17 protein-coding genes are annotated in these 16,916 nt (G+C 51.0%); 3 read left to right on the top strand and 14 right to left on the bottom strand.

Features of this window, described 5'->3' with window-relative positions; all coding sequences use genetic code 11:
• Nucleotides 1-21: 21 nt before the first annotated feature.
• On the bottom strand, nucleotides 22-1,041 hold the full coding sequence (locus HRU73_RS06795; protein WP_287398210.1) for a multicopper oxidase domain-containing protein: 1,020 nt from the start codon (nucleotides 1,039-1,041) through the stop codon (nucleotides 22-24).
• Nucleotides 1,042-1,383: 342 nt separating this feature from the next.
• Nucleotides 1,384-1,590, bottom strand: coding sequence for a bacterial transcriptional activator domain-containing protein (locus tag HRU73_RS13425; RefSeq protein ID WP_353765014.1), 207 nt, complete (start codon nucleotides 1,588-1,590; stop codon nucleotides 1,384-1,386).
• Nucleotides 1,591-1,803: 213 nt separating this feature from the next.
• Between HRU73_RS13425 and HRU73_RS06790 the strand changes: the two genes are divergently transcribed.
• Nucleotides 1,804-3,051 (top strand): EAL domain-containing response regulator, encoded by a 1,248-nt coding sequence (locus HRU73_RS06790; protein WP_287398209.1) that lies wholly within the window; start codon nucleotides 1,804-1,806, stop codon nucleotides 3,049-3,051.
• Nucleotides 3,052-3,093: 42 nt separating this feature from the next.
• On the opposite strand, the gene HRU73_RS06785 is transcribed toward HRU73_RS06790, so the two are convergent.
• Together HRU73_RS06785 and HRU73_RS06780 are read right to left on the bottom strand one after the other, a co-directional pair.
• Nucleotides 3,094-3,642 (bottom strand): dihydrofolate reductase, encoded by a 549-nt coding sequence (locus HRU73_RS06785; RefSeq protein ID WP_287398208.1) that lies wholly within the window; start codon nucleotides 3,640-3,642, stop codon nucleotides 3,094-3,096.
• The gene (locus tag HRU73_RS06780; protein WP_287398207.1) at nucleotides 3,639-4,433 is read right to left on the bottom strand and encodes a thymidylate synthase; all 795 of its coding nucleotides are present in this window, start codon (nucleotides 4,431-4,433) and stop codon (nucleotides 3,639-3,641) included. The genes HRU73_RS06785 and HRU73_RS06780 overlap by 4 nt, the downstream gene beginning before the upstream one ends.
• Nucleotides 4,434-4,531: 98 nt before the next feature.
• Here HRU73_RS06780 and HRU73_RS06775 point away from each other — a divergent pair, with 98 nt between their 5' ends.
• Both HRU73_RS06775 and HRU73_RS06770 read left to right on the top strand, forming a co-directional pair.
• Nucleotides 4,532-6,034 carry a M17 family metallopeptidase gene (locus tag HRU73_RS06775; protein WP_287398206.1) on the top strand — a complete coding sequence of 501 codons (1,503 nt, stop codon included), beginning with the start codon at nucleotides 4,532-4,534 and terminating at the stop codon, nucleotides 6,032-6,034.
• Nucleotides 6,035-6,084: 50 nt separating this feature from the next.
• The gene (locus tag HRU73_RS06770; protein WP_011111196.1) at nucleotides 6,085-6,435 is read left to right on the top strand and encodes a DUF4389 domain-containing protein; all 351 of its coding nucleotides are present in this window, start codon (nucleotides 6,085-6,087) and stop codon (nucleotides 6,433-6,435) included.
• Nucleotides 6,436-6,556: 121 nt separating this feature from the next.
• Here the strand turns inward: HRU73_RS06770 and HRU73_RS06765 are convergent, their stop codons facing one another.
• From HRU73_RS06765 to HRU73_RS06720, 10 genes are all read right to left on the bottom strand, one after another.
• On the bottom strand, nucleotides 6,557-7,318 hold the full coding sequence (locus tag HRU73_RS06765) for a DUF2490 domain-containing protein (RefSeq protein WP_287398204.1): 762 nt from the start codon (nucleotides 7,316-7,318) through the stop codon (nucleotides 6,557-6,559).
• Nucleotides 7,319-7,614: 296 nt separating this feature from the next.
• Complete coding sequence (locus tag HRU73_RS06760) at nucleotides 7,615-8,544, bottom strand: CysB family HTH-type transcriptional regulator (protein WP_287398203.1); 930 nt, start codon at nucleotides 8,542-8,544, stop codon at nucleotides 7,615-7,617.
• 90 nt (nucleotides 8,545-8,634) lie between these two features.
• On the bottom strand, nucleotides 8,635-10,260 hold the full coding sequence (locus HRU73_RS06755) for a family 2A encapsulin nanocompartment cargo protein cysteine desulfurase (RefSeq protein WP_287398202.1): 1,626 nt from the start codon (nucleotides 10,258-10,260) through the stop codon (nucleotides 8,635-8,637).
• Entirely contained in the window at nucleotides 10,247-11,164 is a 918-nt protein-coding gene (locus tag HRU73_RS06750; RefSeq protein WP_287398201.1) for a family 2A encapsulin nanocompartment shell protein, read from the bottom strand. Before HRU73_RS06750 ends, HRU73_RS06755 begins: the two co-directional genes overlap by 14 nt.
• A gap of 108 nt (nucleotides 11,165-11,272) precedes the next feature.
• Nucleotides 11,273-12,211: a serine O-acetyltransferase EpsC gene (epsC, locus tag HRU73_RS06745; protein ID WP_287398200.1), complete on the bottom strand. Its 939-nt coding sequence runs from the start codon at nucleotides 12,209-12,211 to the stop codon at nucleotides 11,273-11,275.
• Nucleotides 12,211-13,299, bottom strand: a complete 1,089-nt coding sequence (locus HRU73_RS06740; protein WP_287398199.1) for a sulfate/molybdate ABC transporter ATP-binding protein — start codon at nucleotides 13,297-13,299, stop codon at nucleotides 12,211-12,213. The genes epsC and HRU73_RS06740 overlap by 1 nt, the downstream gene beginning before the upstream one ends.
• Nucleotides 13,296-14,174: a sulfate ABC transporter permease subunit CysW gene (cysW, locus tag HRU73_RS06735; protein WP_287398198.1), complete on the bottom strand. Its 879-nt coding sequence runs from the start codon at nucleotides 14,172-14,174 to the stop codon at nucleotides 13,296-13,298. The genes HRU73_RS06740 and cysW overlap by 4 nt, the downstream gene beginning before the upstream one ends.
• A 10-nt stretch (nucleotides 14,175-14,184) precedes the next feature.
• Nucleotides 14,185-15,018, bottom strand: coding sequence for a sulfate ABC transporter permease subunit CysT (cysT, locus tag HRU73_RS06730; protein ID WP_287398197.1), 834 nt, complete (start codon nucleotides 15,016-15,018; stop codon nucleotides 14,185-14,187).
• Nucleotides 15,019-15,083: 65 nt separating this feature from the next.
• Entirely contained in the window at nucleotides 15,084-15,872 is a 789-nt protein-coding gene (locus tag HRU73_RS06725) for an EAL domain-containing protein (protein ID WP_287398196.1), read from the bottom strand.
• 90 nt (nucleotides 15,873-15,962) lie between these two features.
• Nucleotides 15,963-16,874, bottom strand: a complete 912-nt coding sequence (locus HRU73_RS06720; RefSeq protein ID WP_287398195.1) for an EAL domain-containing protein — start codon at nucleotides 16,872-16,874, stop codon at nucleotides 15,963-15,965.
• Between the last annotated feature and the right edge of the window lie 42 nt (nucleotides 16,875-16,916).

The raw sequence follows: 16,916 nt of genomic DNA, 5'->3' as shown, positions 1-16,916 counted from the left end.
AACAGATCAATATGTGCGCGATCAACGGGTGACGATGAAGTCACCCCGCATCCCCAGTAATCTGCTGGCGAAGGCAGTATCCTGGTAGCGCGAGGAATGGGTCGCTTTGACTGTAAAGACGTGCTTTTCGAGTGGCCCGAGGACTTTCCGGTTGATCGTGTTGCGTGTGCCTGGATCGGTCCACTGATACTTCGGTAGTTCGAACTGATGAAAGTTGGTGCCGAGTGCAATCAGATGGAATCTGACATTGGTATTGCGCTGTGCAGTAAGTGGAGGGTTCGTACCCAGAGCAGTCTGCTTGCCGGTGGCGTTATCGATTTCCATGGCCCAGAAGGCATCGTCACCCAGGTAGAACACGTAATCCTTGGCAACATTCGGTGAAACATGAGCCCGATTGCTGCTGGTTTTGGCCTGTCTGGCTTCCGCAGCTGAACGAACGATAAGAGCACCGAACAAACCTTTGTCCTCTGCTCCGTTGTGGTTCTCCATGTTGTGGTCATGGTAGGGCCAGGTTCCGGCTGTACCGGGTGCGGCATTCCAGCGATAAACGTAGGAGAGGTGAGGAACAGCACTCTCATCCTTGTACAGATTGATGTATTTCAGCGTGCCGTCACTTTCCCGATCGTAATGCACACCATGGACATGCAGGCTGACATGCTCCTGGAAGGGGGTATGCGGATCGAACTGATGCAGGAGTTCGATGTCGGCTATATCCCCTTCGTCCAGAATGATGGTCGGCCCCGGAATTGTGGCGGTACTGGTGACATAACGGTTTGTGATATCAATCTGTGTTCCATCCGGTTGTCTGACTATGTGTCCGGCCATGCGGTATCCATAGAGGTTACCGGGCAGTCTTTCAGCATATATGACGATGTTGTGTAAATTTCCTGCTGCCGCTGTGGTTCCGGAAAACAGTAACAGCAATGCGAGGGTGGCCATCGACCAGGCTATTCCAGTCGATAATGTTTTGCACGACCTTTTCAGATGGTGCAATGGATGAGAATCATGTGTGGGGAATCCACAACCGAACTCGAGCTCCATTTTACTTTCTCCTCTGTTGAATGTTATGAATCAGGCGTTTAATTCGCTCTTGAATGTAAATTTCATATTTCATTTCCTGTAACAGATCCGGATAGCCGTTTCATTCCCGGAAATATGACAAGAGGTAGGATTGTGGCAAACCAGGCGTTACATATCGGTTACAGATTGGAAAATAGTCAAAGGACAAGAAGGCGAGAGGGATATTTTTCTGGTACTTGCATGACCCGTCACGTGGACATATCGACTATCTATAGAAGATGTCTTTCCTGATTTCAGGCTACCTGACGGAGTATCTATCCGAAGTGCGGGTGGTATGAGATCGTCATACCCGGAATGCCAGGACTACTCGGTACGCAAATCTGTTGTCAGTGACTGGTAGAGAAGTTGGATTTCCTGACTGGGACTGGTGCCCAGATGAGAAAGAAACGTGTGACGGCAACGCTGGTAAGTAATTAATGCTTTGGCAGGTTGACCCAGCCGGGTGTAACAGATCAGACGCAACCTGTATCCAATGATAATTGGCGATTCTCCAGCCGAATTACTGACCACCCGGCGCGCATGGATATTTCAGTAGTGCTAAATATTTAGTCTTTTTTATATATTGTTGTTGGTGTTCGAGAATATAGTGAAACAGGGCTGATTCTGTTTTAGATTGTCATCTTTGCCGGTGCCAGGAGTATTGATATTCTGACGCAATGTTTATCGACAGGTTAAGCTGTTATCCATCTGTGCATCCAAGCACTCTTACTTGAGGTTTTCAGAATGAAGGCTGACATATTCACCACCAGAATCCTGATCCTGGATGATGATCCGTTCATACTGAAACTGCTGATGCGAATGCTGGCGAATATGGGGTTTTCATCCGTCATTTGTTGTGAAAACGGAGTAGATGCCTTGAAGTTGCTGGATGATGTCGCAACCCGGCCCGGTTTGATTCTGCTGGATCTCAACATGCCCGGTATGGATGGTATCGAATTCGTTCGTCATCTGGTCGAACGAAAGTTTTCCGGCAGCCTGATTCTCGTCAGTGGCGAGGATGAGCGAATGCTCAGAACGACAGAGAAATTGGTGCAGGCACATCGGATCCCTATTCTGGGTTACCTGCAAAAGCCGGTACAACCCGAAAGTTTGCGTATGCTGCTGATGAAGCTGGATGTGCCGTCATCCATGCGGAGCGGGGAAAGAAATACCCGAAAAATCTATGATGCCGACACAGTCAGAACCGCCATCGATTCCGGTCAATTGATCAATTATTACCAGCCCAAGGTTCGGGTCGATACCGGTGCGATTGCCGGTGTCGAGGCACTGGTGCGCTGGCATCATCCCGTGGATGGAATGGTTTATCCCGATCAGTTTATCGGCGTGGCAGAGGAAAACGGTCTGATCGGCCGGCTGACTCACACCGTGCTCAGCCGGGCTTTCATCCAGGCGAAAGTATGGCAGCAAAGCGGATATGAGCTGAAAGTGGCCGTCAATGTATCGATGGATAATCTGACATCGCTCGATTTTCAGGATGCTGTGGTAAGGCTGGCTGCCGAGGCTGAAATTCTTCCCGGCAAAATCGTACTGGAAATCACTGAAAGCCAGCTGATGGGGGATGTGCGTGTCTCGCTGGAGATTTTAACCCGCTTGCGTCTGAAACGTTTTCATTTGTCTATCGATGATTTTGGTACCGGCCATTCCTCATTGACACAATTGCGGGATATTCCGTTTGATGAACTCAAGATCGATCAGGGGTTCGTACATCGGGCCTCGGGCGATGAAACACTGCGCGCGATATATGATGCCAGTCTGGCCCTGGCAAAGCAGTTGAATATGGAAGCCGTTGCTGAAGGGGTGGAGGATCGTGAAGACTGGGAATTACTGCGCCAGACCGGTTGTGATCTGGCACAGGGTAATTTCATCTCGCGACCGATGCCGGCCGAAGCGCTGGGTGAGTGGATGGAGAAATGGCATGTACGAATCGAGACTGAATCGCTGATTTCTCCCAAAACAGGCAAGGTGTTGTGATAAGCGTTTACCGCCGATCAGTGAGATCGATACCGTTCAAAGTCAGGATAAATTTGTTGAACAGGCACCTGCATTGATCGGCTGCTTGCGATCCAATACCACGAAATGATATTCGATGCCGCTGTCCGAGGCATGATGCGTTTCACGAGAGGTTTCCCGCCAGTCATCACGATCATACTCCGGAAAAAAAGTATCTCCTGCGAAATCCTGCTGAATCTCGGTCAGATATAAACGCTGGCAGAACGGCAACGTCTGCTGATAGATTTCAGCACCACCAATGATGAAGATCTGCCGATCGTCACCACAAAAATGCTCCAGCACTTCCTGTATCGAACCTGCCGTGAGGATACCGGGCCAATCAAAGTGACGTTGCCGGGTGAGCACGACATTGGTACGATCAGGCAGTGGCCTGCCAATCGAATCAAACGTCCGGCGCCCCATCACGACGATCTGGCCGGTGGTCAGTTGCTTGAAATGCTTGAGATCAGCCGGCAGATGCCAAGGCAGCGTATTATTCAGCCCGATTACCCGGTTGGCTGAAACAGCAGCCAGAATCGCCAGCCGGGGGGGTAAAAGCGGCGGGATGGTCATACGGCCACCGGTGCCTTGATAGGCGGGTAAGGATCATAATCGTGCAAGGTAAAATCCTCGTATCCGAAATCAAAGATATTTCTGACTGTTGAATTCAGTTGCATGACTGGGAGTGCTCTGGGTTCGCGTTCCAGTTGCAACCGCGCCTGTTCAAGGTGGTTCAGATACAGATGCGCATCACCAAAGGTATGGACGAATTCGCCGGGCTGCAGGTCGCAACATTGTGCAATCATCAGTGTCAGCAGTGAATAAGAGGCAATGTTGAAGGGAACGCCCAGAAAGATATCGGCACTGCGCTGGTAAAGCTGGCAGGAGAGTCTGCCATCCGCCACGTAAAACTGGAACAGTACGTGACAGGGGGCGAGCTTCATTTTGTCGAGATCACCTACATTCCATGCGGAGACGATCATCCGGCGTGAGTCCGGTGTTTCTTTGATTTGCTGGATCACTTGCGATATCTGGTCAATGACAGTGCCGTCGGAAGCTGCCCAGGATCGCCACTGATGGCCGTAGATCGGGCCCAGATCACCGTTTTCATCTGCCCATTCATCCCAGATGGAAACCCCGTTTCTTTTCAGGTAATCGATGTTGGTTTCACCGCGCAGAAACCATAGCAGTTCATGAATGATCGATTTGACATGACATTTCTTGGTTGTCACCAGCGGGAAACCCGTTTGCAGATCAAAGCGCATCTGATAGCCAAAAACGGAGAGTGTGCCGGTGCCGGTGCGATCACTCTTTTTATGGCCGTATTGCAACACATGTCGCATCAGGTCGAGGTACTGATACATGAATAATCCTGAAAGGGTGAATCAAGCGGATATAATACAACGTTATTTTGACAATGATGCCGGTGGGCTTTTTGGGAGTGCCACCCGGCCGGAAACCAATGCTCGCCACACTTATACAAAACGATAACACTTTCGACGAATCAACCCGGGCTTCTCACTTACTGATTATCTTTCCCAAGACAGACAAAATCCCCGGGAAATATCAATTGCCTGCCGAGCAGGTATTGAATGATTTGCTGCAACGGCAGGGTATACCGGTAAACCGGCTGGCTGAAACGCCTTTGTCGGCCAGTTTGCAGCATGGAGGGTTGTATGCCTGGGTGATGGTGGATCCCGGTAAATCGCTGTTCGAGCAGCAGACCAGTCTGCGCAAGGCCATGCAGTTGCTGCTGAATGAACACCCGGCCGAAATCCATCTCGCTGTTTATGGGGATGATGCTCAAAGGCGTCATCTGGCTGAGCTTGCAGTGTATGTTGCCTGGGTCAATGGAGCAATTCTGCCGGTACGCAAGCAGCGTAAGCCGGACGATAAGCCTCTGGAGCGAATTTGCCTGCACGGGATGGTGGATTCCACCGGGTTTGCCATGCAATGTGCGCAGGCAGAGGGAAATTTTCTTGCCAGAGGATTGACCATTCTGCCACCTAATGAACTGACACCCAGAACTTACCGCGAGCAGATCAGAAAGCTGGCCGCCAGTGAGAACTGGCAATATGAGGAATATGAGCTGTCCCGATTGCGCGAACTGGGAGCGGGTGCATTCAGTGCCGTTGCCCAGGGCAGCCTCACGGACGATGCAGCGATCGTCCATTTGCGCAGAACCGCAGAGCACGGGGAAACCGGTAAAACGATTGCGCTGGTGGGGAAGGGGATCTGCTTCGATACCGGCGGTCATAATCTGAAACCGGCACGCTATATGTATGGCATGCATGAGGATATGAATGGTTCTGCAGTGGCGCTCGGTGTGCTGCTGGCAGCTACGCGAGCCGATCTGCCGATCAATATCGACTGCTGGCTTGCCATCGCACAGAATCACATCAGTCCTGCGGCATTCAAGCAAAACGATGTGATCACCGCTCTGAATGGCATGACCATAGAAATCGTTCATACCGACGCCGAAGGCCGTCTGGTGCTGGCTGATACGCTGACACTCGCCGCCAGGGAAAAACCGGATCTGATCATCGATTACGCCACGCTGACGGGCAGTCTGATTACCGCGCTGGGATCACGTTACAGCGGAGTTTTCACCAATCGGGATTATCTGGCGCAGAATGCGGTAGCTGTTGGCCGGTCAAGTGGCGAGCGGGTGTGCGTATTACCGGTGGACAGTGATTACGAGGCTGATCTCGACAGCAAAATCGCTGATATCAAACAGTGCACTATAGAAAGCGAAGCTGACCATATTCTTGCCGCCTGTTTTCTGCGGCATTTTGTGAATGATATTCCCTGGCTGCACATGGATCTTTCTGCTTGCCGTCATCAGGATGGACTGGGTGCGGTGGGTACGGAAGTTACCGGTTTTGGTGTGACCTGGTCAATACATTTTCTGCAGGAGATACTCAAGATCCTGCAGAAAAGAATGAGCAAATCCCGCACCGATTGAAAGTAGTAAATATATAGCCGAATTCATCAACCCGTTTGAGACATCACTTTATGAACGACGAAGTAAAACAACGATTGCAGAGTACTGAAACCTGGATTCGTGTACTTTTTATGTTGCTGTTCATGTTTATCCAGGGGAGTGTGAAATTTCTGATCGTGCTGCTGGCCCTGTTTCAGCTCGGATCGACTGTCCTGACCGGGCAGGCCAATACCCGACTGCTTAAACTGGGCCGCCAGCTGGCAATGTATGATTACCAGATCAGTCTGTTCCTGACATTCAACAGCGAACAACGCCCGTTTCCATTTTCTTCCTGGCCTTCTGATACAGATAACCGTACCTCGGACAATGCAGATAATCGTACTCCGAACGAGAATCCGGAAAAGACCAGCTGGTTTCAGTAATCGTTCTGCTGTATTTCTGAGCAGATGATCTCTGCTCAGTGAAGGGATGCACAGCTCGATGAACTGGCAGGCATCCGCGCAAATAATAGTGATTACCTCTCTGGATTAATGACTTTGCATATTAGAAATTCAGAAACAGGTTAACTGCAAAATTGTGCATCATTTGATCAGGACGAGGATTATGGCGCCTGTCAATGAATTGGTTCATATAACCCAGTTCAACAGTCGCGTTCCGATGAACTTTGTAACCCAGACCCACAAAAGCGCGATTCTGATCGAAGCCACGGGAAATAAAACCCGGATTACTAACCGTGTTCAACCCGATGAACAATTCATTCTGAATGATAAAAGTAAGATTGGGATCGATCATGGCTATTGGAATCGCCAGTTTTACCAGCTGACGGAAACGGTAAGCCACATCGTCACTACCAGAAACAGGTGCATTGTGATCAAAGAAGCGCTGCTCAAAGCGACTGCGCAATGACAATTTACCGAAAGAAAATTCATCCGCCCAGGTTACCTGCTGCCAGATTCTATGCTCATCGAACGGGAGCCCTGACTTTGGTACCAGCGGTTCATCCGAGGGAATCCAGGCATAGCCCGCCCAGATGATGATTTTATCAGTGATCGCATAGCCCAAACCCGGGCGGATGATAGCCTGCGTAAACTGTGAGGAATCATTACCGAATCGCCCCTGTCCTTCCATCCACCATCTGAATTTTTTCAAATCGGGGTTGCCCGGATTGATGAAGCCAAAATTACCAAGTGCAGTAATATTTCCCCAAACCTGAAAATCCTCTACGGTTCTGCCAGCCGTGGCGGGTTGATTAAATATCAAACTCAATGTAACGAGCGCAACAAAAATACCGACTCTTTTAAACACGCAATTTCCCCTTCTTCTTTTATATATAAGAATTTCTAGTGTTATTTACAGTACTCAGAAAAATACTGCAGATGAACGTACATAGATGCACATGCCTGACTTTACCGGATCATCAGGAAATTTTGCATCTTTATTAAATTTGACTCTGGAAAATAACACAGCTGGCAGAACGCTTCTGTGTCAGCCGGACAACCATCCATGAAGTTCTGAACGCGCCGAACTGTAAGAGTTTACGCTATACGACGGCCCCAATCAGTCATTTGAAACGCTGGGATATGGACTCTACCAATTTCGTATCAGTAGCCGTTCTGCTGTATTTCTGAGCAGATAGTATCTCTGCTCAGTGAAGGGATGCACAGCTCGATGAACCGGTAGGCGTATCCGCGCAAATAGTGGTTACGTCGTATGGATATGCAGGTGGTATTCTGCTCGAACAGATGGGAACCATCCAGTTTGATCAGTTTGGTGTCCCGTTCTGGTGTAAATGCGACAGATGCAACGATACCAATGCCCATGCCCAGAGCGACATAGGTTTTGATGACATCCGCATCGAGGGCGGACATGGCGATATTGGGCATCAGTCCGGCACGGGAGAATGCCTGATCGATTCGGGAACGCCCGGTAAAACCTTTGTGATAGGTAATGATCGGAAATTGCACAACAGCTTCGAGCGTGAGCGGGTGTACCGATTGCAGCGGATGCCCTGCTGGTACGATGACCGCATGATGCCAGGTGTAGTACGGAAACGATACCAGTTCAGAAGTACTCTCCAGCGCTTCTGTTGCGATGCCGATATCCGCCTGGCCATTCAGCAGCATGGATACGATCTCGCCGGGACTGGATTCGTGAAGTACGAGATGAACTTTGGGGAATATTTTTTTGAACTGCCCGACAACATCCGGTAAGGCATATTGTGCCTGGGTGTGGGTGGTGGCCACGGTCAGTTCACCCTGGTCATGCTGACTGAACTGTTCTGCCAGTCGTTTGATATTTCTGGTATCCAGCAGAATGCGGTCAACGATTTTGGCCAGTTCCTTGCCCGGTGCAGTCAGTCCGGTCAGTCGTTTGCCCTTCCGGATGAACAGGTCGACGTTTAGTTCATCTTCCAGATCCTTGATATGCTTGCTGACCCCGGATTGCGAGGTAAACAGGGCATTGGCTACTTCCGTCAAATTGTAATTCTGCCGAATTGTTTCACTGATGATGCGAAGTTGCTGAAAATTCACGTGTTTATACCTGTTGTCGATACGTGTTGTGATCGTGGAGTGAATGCGGTACAGAAGTCATGCAGGCCCGTTATCTGTACCGCATGGTGTTCAGAATGCGTTCTTCTTTCCCCGGATACGGTCTATGGCAGCGGCCAGCCTGTCGATATCCGTATATGTGTTATAAAAAGCCAGCGAGGGGCGGACGGTACTTTCCACGCCGAAGCGACGCAGAACAGGTTGTGCACAGTGATGGCCGGCGCGGACGGCAATACCTTCACGATTGAGCGCGGTACCGACTTCTTCCGAAGAGAAATCCTTCAGGGTAAAAGACAGTACGCCGGCTTTATCTGGTGCCGTACCAATGAGCCGCAGCCCTGCTATCGATTTGAGACACCCGGTGGCATAGGCCAGCAATTCGTGCTCGTAACGGCTGATATTTTCAAGACCGATACGTTCCACATAGTCGATTGCGGCGCCTAATCCTACTGCATCGGCAATATTGCCGGTTCCCGCCTCGAATCGGGCAGGGGCACCGTGATAGGCTGTCTTTTCGAAAGTGACATCCTGGATCATATTGCCGCCTCCCTGCCATGGCTGCGTGTCGTTGAGCAGTTCCGCCTTGCCATATAAAACACCAATACCGGTCGGGCCGAATACCTTATGCCCGGAAAAAACGAACCAGTCACAATCGAGTTGCTGGACGTCGACCCGCATGTGTGAAACCGACTGTGCGCCGTCGACCAGTACACGTGCACCGACGCGGTGTGCCATTTCCACCATTTGTCTGGCGGGCGTGATGGTACCGAGTGCATTTGAAACCTGTGAGAATGCAACGAGTCTGGTGTGTGAGTTGAGCAGCTTTTGATATTCTTCCAGCAAAACCTGTCCATCCTCATCGACCGGTACCACGCGCAATCGGGCACCTGTTTCATTACACAGCATCTGCCATGGAACGATATTGGCATGATGTTCCAGCCAGGTAATGATGATCTCGTCTCCGGCGCTGATATGCTGACGTCCCCAGCTTTGGGCAACGAGGTTGATCGCTTCCGTCGTTCCCCGCAGAAAGATGATTTCATCGGTGGATGAGGCGTTGAGAAACTGGTGAACCTTATTCCTCGATTCCTCATACGCATCTGTCGCACGGGCTGCCAGTTCATGTGCGGCCCGGTGAATATTGGAATTTTCGTGCGTGTAGAAATAGGTTAGCCGATCGATGACTGCCTGAGGTTTCTGTGTCGTCGCGGCATTGTCCAGCCAGACCAGGGAATGCCCATTGACGTGTTCCTGTAAAATGGGGAAATCACGCCGGATCGCATGGATATCGAAGGGGGGATGGGTAGCAGGAATTTGTGCTGTCCGGTCATGGCGCTCGGGTGCTATCCCTTTATCGAGGAAATAAAATGAGGCCCCACGTTGTGGATGATTGGAATGATCTGAACCAGACAGTCCGGTATGCGCCGGTGCACGATACTGATTCGGTGTGAACAGGGCTTTCAGTTCCGCTTCGCAAGGCAGTGGAATGGTCGAAGGGTAGCTCGACCCGGTGGCTGGGCGTGAATGACTGACTTCAGCACCGGGAACCGTCAAAGCAGGCGGTTCGGTCGATCGGGAAAGCGGAGGAGTGTTGAATAACGCATTGCCCATTTGCGTCAGTGATTCGATATCGGGTACATAAGCGGATGCCTCACCCGATACTTTATCTATCCACTGGTTGAACTCATTTGTATTCATGGTATTTACCCACTTCGACATTTTCCAGAACACCGAGTGCATCTTCAGTCAACACGGCCAGTGAGCAATACAGTGAAACCAGATAAGAAGCGATGGCCTTATGGTTGATCCCCATGAAACGTAAAGATAATCCCATGCCCTGTTCGCCTTGCAGTCCCGGCTGATAGAGTCCCACCACCCCTTGCCGGCTTTCACCCGTGCGTAGCAGCAGGATACTTGTTTTCCCTCCGGTAATGCCTATTTTGTCGCATGGAATGAGGGGCAGCCCGCGCCAGGTAAGGAATTGTGAGCCGAACATCGATACGGTGGGAGGAGGTACGCCCCGCCGTGTGCATTCCCGGCCAAATGCCGCAATGGCTTTGGGGTGTGCCAGAAAGAAGGCCGGTTCCTTCCAGACGAGCGAGATCAGATCATCCAGATCATCCGGGGTGGGTGCGCCTGTACGCACTTTGATCTTCATGTTCTTGGCAACATTGTTGAGCAAACCGTATTCCTTGTTGTTCACCAGTTCTTTTTCCTGGCGTTCCTTGATGGTTTCAATGATCAGCCGGAGCTGCTCGCGGGTCTGATCGTGCGGGCTGCTGTAAAGATCGGCGACGCGAGTGTGAACATCCAGCACGGTATTGACTGCACTGAGTACATACTCACGCCCCCATTCCTCATAATCTACGTAAGTGGCAGGTAATTCGCGCTCATCCTTGTTGGAGCAGTCGACTTCAACCTCGTCAGGATCTTTGACTTTATTGACGCGGTAGATACCTGCCTCGACCGGAACCCACTGCAGCAGATGAGTCAGCCACCGTGGCGTGATCGTGCCCATCATGGGAATGGTTTTAGTCGCGTTGGCAAGTGTACGGGCCGCAACATCACCTAATGCGGTCTGTGCCTGATGAATATCAGTCATTTAAATTCTCCTGAAGATTGTTGGGAAAAAACAGCGTTTTGTGTCACCGAACTATTCTGAATAATCCGGCGTTATTCGCATATACGAAATAAAGATATGCAATTGAAATTAACCGGGTACTTTTTCATGGCGCATCTGCGCCTGGGTGATATGACTCCCGGGGGGGATGTCGTGTGTCAGCCAGACATTTCCGCCTATCGTGGAGCCATGTCCGATAGTGATACGCCCGAGGATGGTCGCTCCCGCATAGATCACGACATCGTCTTCGACGACTGGATGACGTTGATTTCCCTTGATCAAGGCACCTTGTTCATCTACCGGGAAACGTTTGGCGCCTAGAGTGACTGCCTGATACAGGCGTACTTTACGACCGATGATGGCCGTTTCCCCGATGACGACTCCGGTTCCGTGATCTATGAAGAAACTGTCACCAATCCGGGCTCCGGGATGTATTTCTATGCCAGTCAGAGAATGCGCGATTTCTGAAATCATGCGTGCAATCAGAGGGACTCCCAGCTTGTGCAGTTCATGTGCCAGCCGATAATGGATGATGGCGGTGATACCTGGGTAGCAGACCAGTACCTCGTCGATATTGTGTGCAGCCGGATCGCCTTCATAGGCTGCACGAATGTCACTGTCCAGAATATGGCGTATGGCAGGCAACTGCCCGGCAAATACATGCGTGATTTCCACCGCCCGCTCTCGAACCGTATGGCTGATAGCTTCGAGCCCGGAAGCGAAATGGAGCTCCCGGATTACCTCTGCCGACAGATCGCGCAGGGCGGTATCCAGTGTGTACCCTACGAAGTAATCGATACTTTCTCCGGTCAGATCGGGTTGACCCAGGCGGTTGGGAAACAATGCGGCACTCAATTTGTCGATGATGTCCGCCAGCGTTTTGCGTGAGGGAAGTTTGGGCGGGTTGTTGAGTCTCTGCCGATGCTCCAGTGAAGTCTCGCGTAAATTACGCAACTCAATGACAACGTTGCTGATTGTCGTGCGCAGATAGGGTAATTCCGGCAAAGCTGTTTTTTCAGAGGCTGTCATCAATGTATCGATCCGTTTTGGGTATGGTTGGGAAACAGATCGAGCTTGCGCGGCTTGATGAAAACCTGATCTCCTCTTGCCAGTTGCAATTCACGAAAACGTTCTTTGCTGATCTCGGCATAAATGCTGTTTGTACTTTGATTGTCTTTGCCTGCCAGCTCCAGCCGTACGACCGGCCCGATAGCGAGAATATGGACGATATGGGCAGCCAGAGCTGATTCACCGTTTAATGTCCGATCCACTTCGATGTCATGCGGCCGCACATAGGCGATGGCACTGAGATCTTCCGCTTCTGAGTACTCCGGGGCATCGACTTCGAGATCGCCAATCCATGCATGGCCCTGATGCACACGCCCGTGGAACAGATTGACGTGTCCAAGAAATTCATATACGAACGGGTTGGCCGGTTTCTCATAGACTTCATCGGGAGTGCCGATTTGTTCGATACGGCCCCGGTTCATGACGACGATCCGATCTGCCACTTCCAGTGCTTCTTCCTGATCATGTGTCACGAAGACACTGGTAATGTGCATGTCGTCGTGCAGTTTGCGCAGCCAGGCACGCAGCTCCTTGCGCACCTTGGCGTCCAGCGCACCGAAAGGCTCATCCAGTAACAGAACACTGGGTTCGACTGCCAGTGCCCGTGCCAGTGCGATGCGCTGGCGTTGCCCCCCGGAAAGCTGGTGCGGATAACGATCTGCCAGCCAGTCGAGTTGCACCAGTTGCAGCAGCTCGGTCACGCGTCGATGGATTTCCCGGGTGCTGGGACGCTGTTTTCTGGGGCGTACACGCAAGCCGAAAGCCACATTCTCGAAAATGGTCATATTGCGAAAAAGCGCGTAATGCTGGAAGACAAACCCGACATGCCGATCACGAATGTGTTTGTCGGTTGAATCTTCCTGATTGAACAGCACCTGCCCGGAATCGGCTGTTTCAAGGCCGGCAATGACCCGCAGCAGTGTGGTTTTACCGGATCCGGAGGGGCCCAGCAGCGCGAGCAGCTCTCCCGGGTTGACTTTCAGATTGATGTCGTTCAGTGCGGTGAAAGAGCCGAATTGCTTGGATAGATTATGTATTTCGATAGTCATGAATGATTTCCTCTGGAGGTTTGTTGTGCCACTTTTGCTTCAACCAGCGTTTTCAGTACCAGCGTAATCAGTGCAAGTAACGCCAGCAAGGAAGCCACTGCAAAAGCAGCAACAAAGTTGTATTCGTTGTAGAGAATTTCGACGTGCAGGGAAAGGGTGTTGGTCAGGCCGCGAATATGTCCGGAAACGACCGAGACGGCGCCGAATTCGCCCATTGCTCTGGCGTTGCAGAGAATGGTGCCATACAGCAATCCCCATTTGATGTTGGGAAGCGTGATGTACCACAGTGTCTGCCAGCCACTTGCGCCCAGAATGATGGCGGCTTCTTCCTCCTCGCTTCCCTGTGCCTGCATCAGTGGAATCAGCTCACGTGCAATGAACGGCACAGTCACGAAAATCGTTGCCAGAACGATGCCGGGCACGGCAAAAATGATGGAAAGATCATGCTCCCGCAGCCATGGACCGATCCAGCCCTGCAGGCCGAATATCAGTACGTAAATCAATCCGGCGACGACGGGAGAGACGGAGAATGGCAGATCGATCAGGGAGGTGAGGATACTTTTGCCGCGGAACTCGAATTTGGCAATTGCCCAGGCGGCTGCGATACCGAATATCAGGTTGAGCGGTACGGCAATGGCGGCTGCAATCAGGGTCAGGCGGATGGCGGCGAGGGCATCGGGTTCAGTGATGGCTGCAAGATAAACTTCCCATCCTTTTCTCAGTGCCTCAAAGAAAACTGCTACCAGGGGCAGTAAAAGAAAAAGCGACAGGAAGGAGAGGGCCAGCAGGATGAGTGTCCAGCGCGCCCACGGTGATTCCTGCGTAACCACCTTGTGCGGCGCCGGAGAGGCTTGGGGTAACGGGATGGCAGTCATGACTTTCCTTTTATACTTTTGTGCTGCGACGGCGAACCCACCATTGCAACAGGTTGATGATCAGCAGAAGAATGAATGAAATAACCAGCATGACGACAGCAATGGCCGTTGCGCCGGCGTAATCATATTGTTCGAGTTTGGTGATGATGAGTAACGGCGTGATTTCCGAGACCATCGGGATATTGCCGGCGATAAAAATGACGGAGCCGTATTCCCCGATGGCGCGGGCAAAGGCCAGTGCAAAACCGGTGGTCAGTGCGGGCAGAACTGCCGGAAAAATAATGTACCGGAAAGTCTGCCAGCGCGTTGCACCCAGCATGGCAGCAGCTTCCTCCAGTTCTTTCTCGATGTCTTCCAGTACGGGTTGGACGGTGCGAACGACGAACGGCAATCCGATGAATGTCAGCGCAACGAAAACACCGACGGGCGTGAAGGCAACTTTGATTCCCAGGGGTTCCAGATACTGGCCGAGCCAGCCGTTACCCGCATAGACTGCGGTGAGCGTGATACCAGCAACGGAGGTGGGCAGTGCGAAAGGCAAGTCGATCAGAGCATCGACCAGACGCTTGCCCGGAAACGGGTAACGTACCAGCACCCAGGCGACCAGTAGTCCGAAAAATGCATTGACCGCTGCGGCTGCAAATGAGGCTCCGAATGTCAGCCGGTAAGATGCGACGACCCGGGGTGCAGTCACCGTACTCCAGAATTCCGGCCAGGTCAGTTTCGCGCTGTGGATGAATGCTGCCGACAGAGGAATCAGTACGACCAGACTCAGGTAGAGCAGGGTGAATCCCAGTGCCAGATTGAATCCCGGTAATACACTGTATTGTTTGAAAGTACTCAAAATTCAGACTCCTGTCATTCGATTGTAAAAATCCTTTCGGGTGATTGCCGGGATCCTGTCGTGAGTCATACTGCCGTTCCTAGAAAGTTACCCTGCAGATAATGTGCACCTGCCTGTTTTGCTGCTGTCAGCTGCGCTTGCGTTTCGATTTTTCTGACATGCAAGAGGGGTCTGGCATCCCGGGCGTGGTTGTCTGCGGAAGGGTCATCCTTCTGATAGTGCAGTAGCTCGTGTGCCTGCACGATCAGGATGTCTGGATGGAGATCATCTGTCCCCGGTAACCCGTGCCCGTGGGCACTGCTGAAATTAATGGCCACCTGATAACCGTATGAGCGGTAGTTGATGATCAGTTTCTGCAGCAGTTTCCAGTCGTGATTCAGGACCGGAGGTATTTCAATCACGACCCGGGAAGTGCTGATTCCGGTTAAATCCAGAAAATCCTTGAATGTCCGTCCGTGTTCATTCTGAATACTGCTCAGCAGACGTGGATGTACACTCAGAAAAAGCTGCCCGGTGCGGGTATCGGGGTTTTTCTTGAAATAATTCAGTGCGTGGATTGCTCTGCACAGGCGATCGAGATCGATCAACTGTTCATCTTTGGAGGCAAGTGCAAATACCTGCCAGGGCCAGAGCGAGATTTCACCATGTGATTCGGAGCGAATGTAGGCTGCATGGCCGATTATTTTATTCTCACGACTATCAAGGATTACCTGAAAGGCACTGGTCAGTTTGCAATGGTAGAAATTTCCACTGATCCGGCCATTTTTATCCTGTTCCAGCGAGTAATCGGTGGCGGCCTTGATCAATTCAAACTCATCCATTACGGTAAAGGGCCTGGCAGTCGTTATATTCATGAAAGCACTCCTTTCAAGGTGGTTTGTCGCTGTTTTTATAGGCAGGGCTGTTTTCGGGTACATGATTCGATATCTCGTAAATAGAATGGGTTATATGTTTCCGTAAGGCTGATTTTCCTGCAGCGGTTCATTATCGAATCTGTACCCATTCCTCTCGTCTGGTATCTGCCAGGAGAAGGGGGGCAGCATGCTGTCGGCTTTACGCGAGGGCCTGGCCAGGAAATTTCCCTGTAGCAGATCTGCACCTGCGTGTATTGCATCTGTCAGTTGATATGAAGTTTCTATGTTGCCTACCAGAACATCTGCTCCTTGATCATGAGCAGTGACTATCAACGGATCCAGTACACTGCGCCGTAACAGATCACGTGCATCAATACGTATGACGTTGGGATATAACTTGCCAAGTTCGGATATTCGGTCATTATTGGTACCGCTGTAATTGACTGAGATCAGATACCCGTGTGCACGATAGTTCATGATCACGCGTTTCAGTAGTCGCCAGTCACGATTGGCTTCAACTGGGATCTCGATAACGATTCTGGAGGTACGTATCCCGATAGTGTCGAGTATTTGCTCAAATGCGCTGCCATGATCATCCTTGACACTTTCCAGCAAACGGGGCTGTACGCTGACGAACAGCTTCATCTGTTTGTTAGTAATATTGTCAAGAAAATTGAGGGCATGAATCGTTCGGCAGAGGCGATCCAGCTTGATGAGCTGTTCATCGTCGGGGGCGAGTGCGAATATATGCCAGGGAGAAAGTTGTATTTCCCCATTTCCATTTAAATCAGCGCGGATACGAGCTTCTTGTCCAATGATATTGTTCCGGGCAGCTTCAAAAACAGGTTGATAAGCGCTTGATAACTTGCAGTGGTAAAAAAGACCAGTAATCTCGCCATTATCAGAGTGTTGTAAGGAAAAACCGGTGCTTGTGATAATGCGTTCTATCGTACGAATCATATAATCACCGTGTACCAGTGTTTTTAACGTTGATGGCAGCATTTGTAACTCCAGCAAAGAAGCTATCTGAATTGAAGCAAGAGA

Source organism: Nitrosomonas sp. H1_AOB3, from assembly GCF_015709435.1.
GTDB lineage: Bacteria > Pseudomonadota > Gammaproteobacteria > Burkholderiales > Nitrosomonadaceae > Nitrosomonas > Nitrosomonas europaea.
This window is presented reverse-complemented; position numbering and strand designations above follow the sequence as displayed.

Bases quoted from the DNA above. Each gene is read 5' to 3' on its own strand.
- HRU73_RS06775 (WP_287398206.1), top strand. From the start codon at position 4,532: ATGCTCGCCACACTTATACAAAACGATAACACTTTCGACGAATCAACC.
- HRU73_RS06750 (WP_287398201.1), bottom strand. From the start codon at position 11,164: ATGACTGATATTCATCAGGCACAGACCGCATTAGGTGATGTTGCGGCC.
- HRU73_RS06770 (WP_011111196.1), top strand. From the start codon at position 6,085: ATGAACGACGAAGTAAAACAACGATTGCAGAGTACTGAAACCTGGATT.
- HRU73_RS06740 (WP_287398199.1), bottom strand. From the start codon at position 13,299: ATGACTATCGAAATACATAATCTATCCAAGCAATTCGGCTCTTTCACC.
- HRU73_RS06780 (WP_287398207.1), bottom strand. From the start codon at position 4,433: ATGTATCAGTACCTCGACCTGATGCGACATGTGTTGCAATACGGCCAT.
- cysW (WP_287398198.1), bottom strand. From the start codon at position 14,174: ATGACTGCCATCCCGTTACCCCAAGCCTCTCCGGCGCCGCACAAGGTG.
- HRU73_RS06790 (WP_287398209.1), top strand. From the start codon at position 1,804: ATGAAGGCTGACATATTCACCACCAGAATCCTGATCCTGGATGATGAT.
- HRU73_RS06785 (WP_287398208.1), bottom strand. From the start codon at position 3,642: ATGACCATCCCGCCGCTTTTACCCCCCCGGCTGGCGATTCTGGCTGCT.
- HRU73_RS06755 (WP_287398202.1), bottom strand. From the start codon at position 10,260: ATGAATACAAATGAGTTCAACCAGTGGATAGATAAAGTATCGGGTGAG.
- HRU73_RS06720 (WP_287398195.1), bottom strand. From the start codon at position 16,874: ATGCTGCCATCAACGTTAAAAACACTGGTACACGGTGATTATATGATT.
- epsC (WP_287398200.1), bottom strand. From the start codon at position 12,211: ATGACAGCCTCTGAAAAAACAGCTTTGCCGGAATTACCCTATCTGCGC.
- HRU73_RS06725 (WP_287398196.1), bottom strand. From the start codon at position 15,872: ATGAATATAACGACTGCCAGGCCCTTTACCGTAATGGATGAGTTTGAA.
- HRU73_RS06795 (WP_287398210.1), bottom strand. From the start codon at position 1,041: ATGGAGCTCGAGTTCGGTTGTGGATTCCCCACACATGATTCTCATCCA.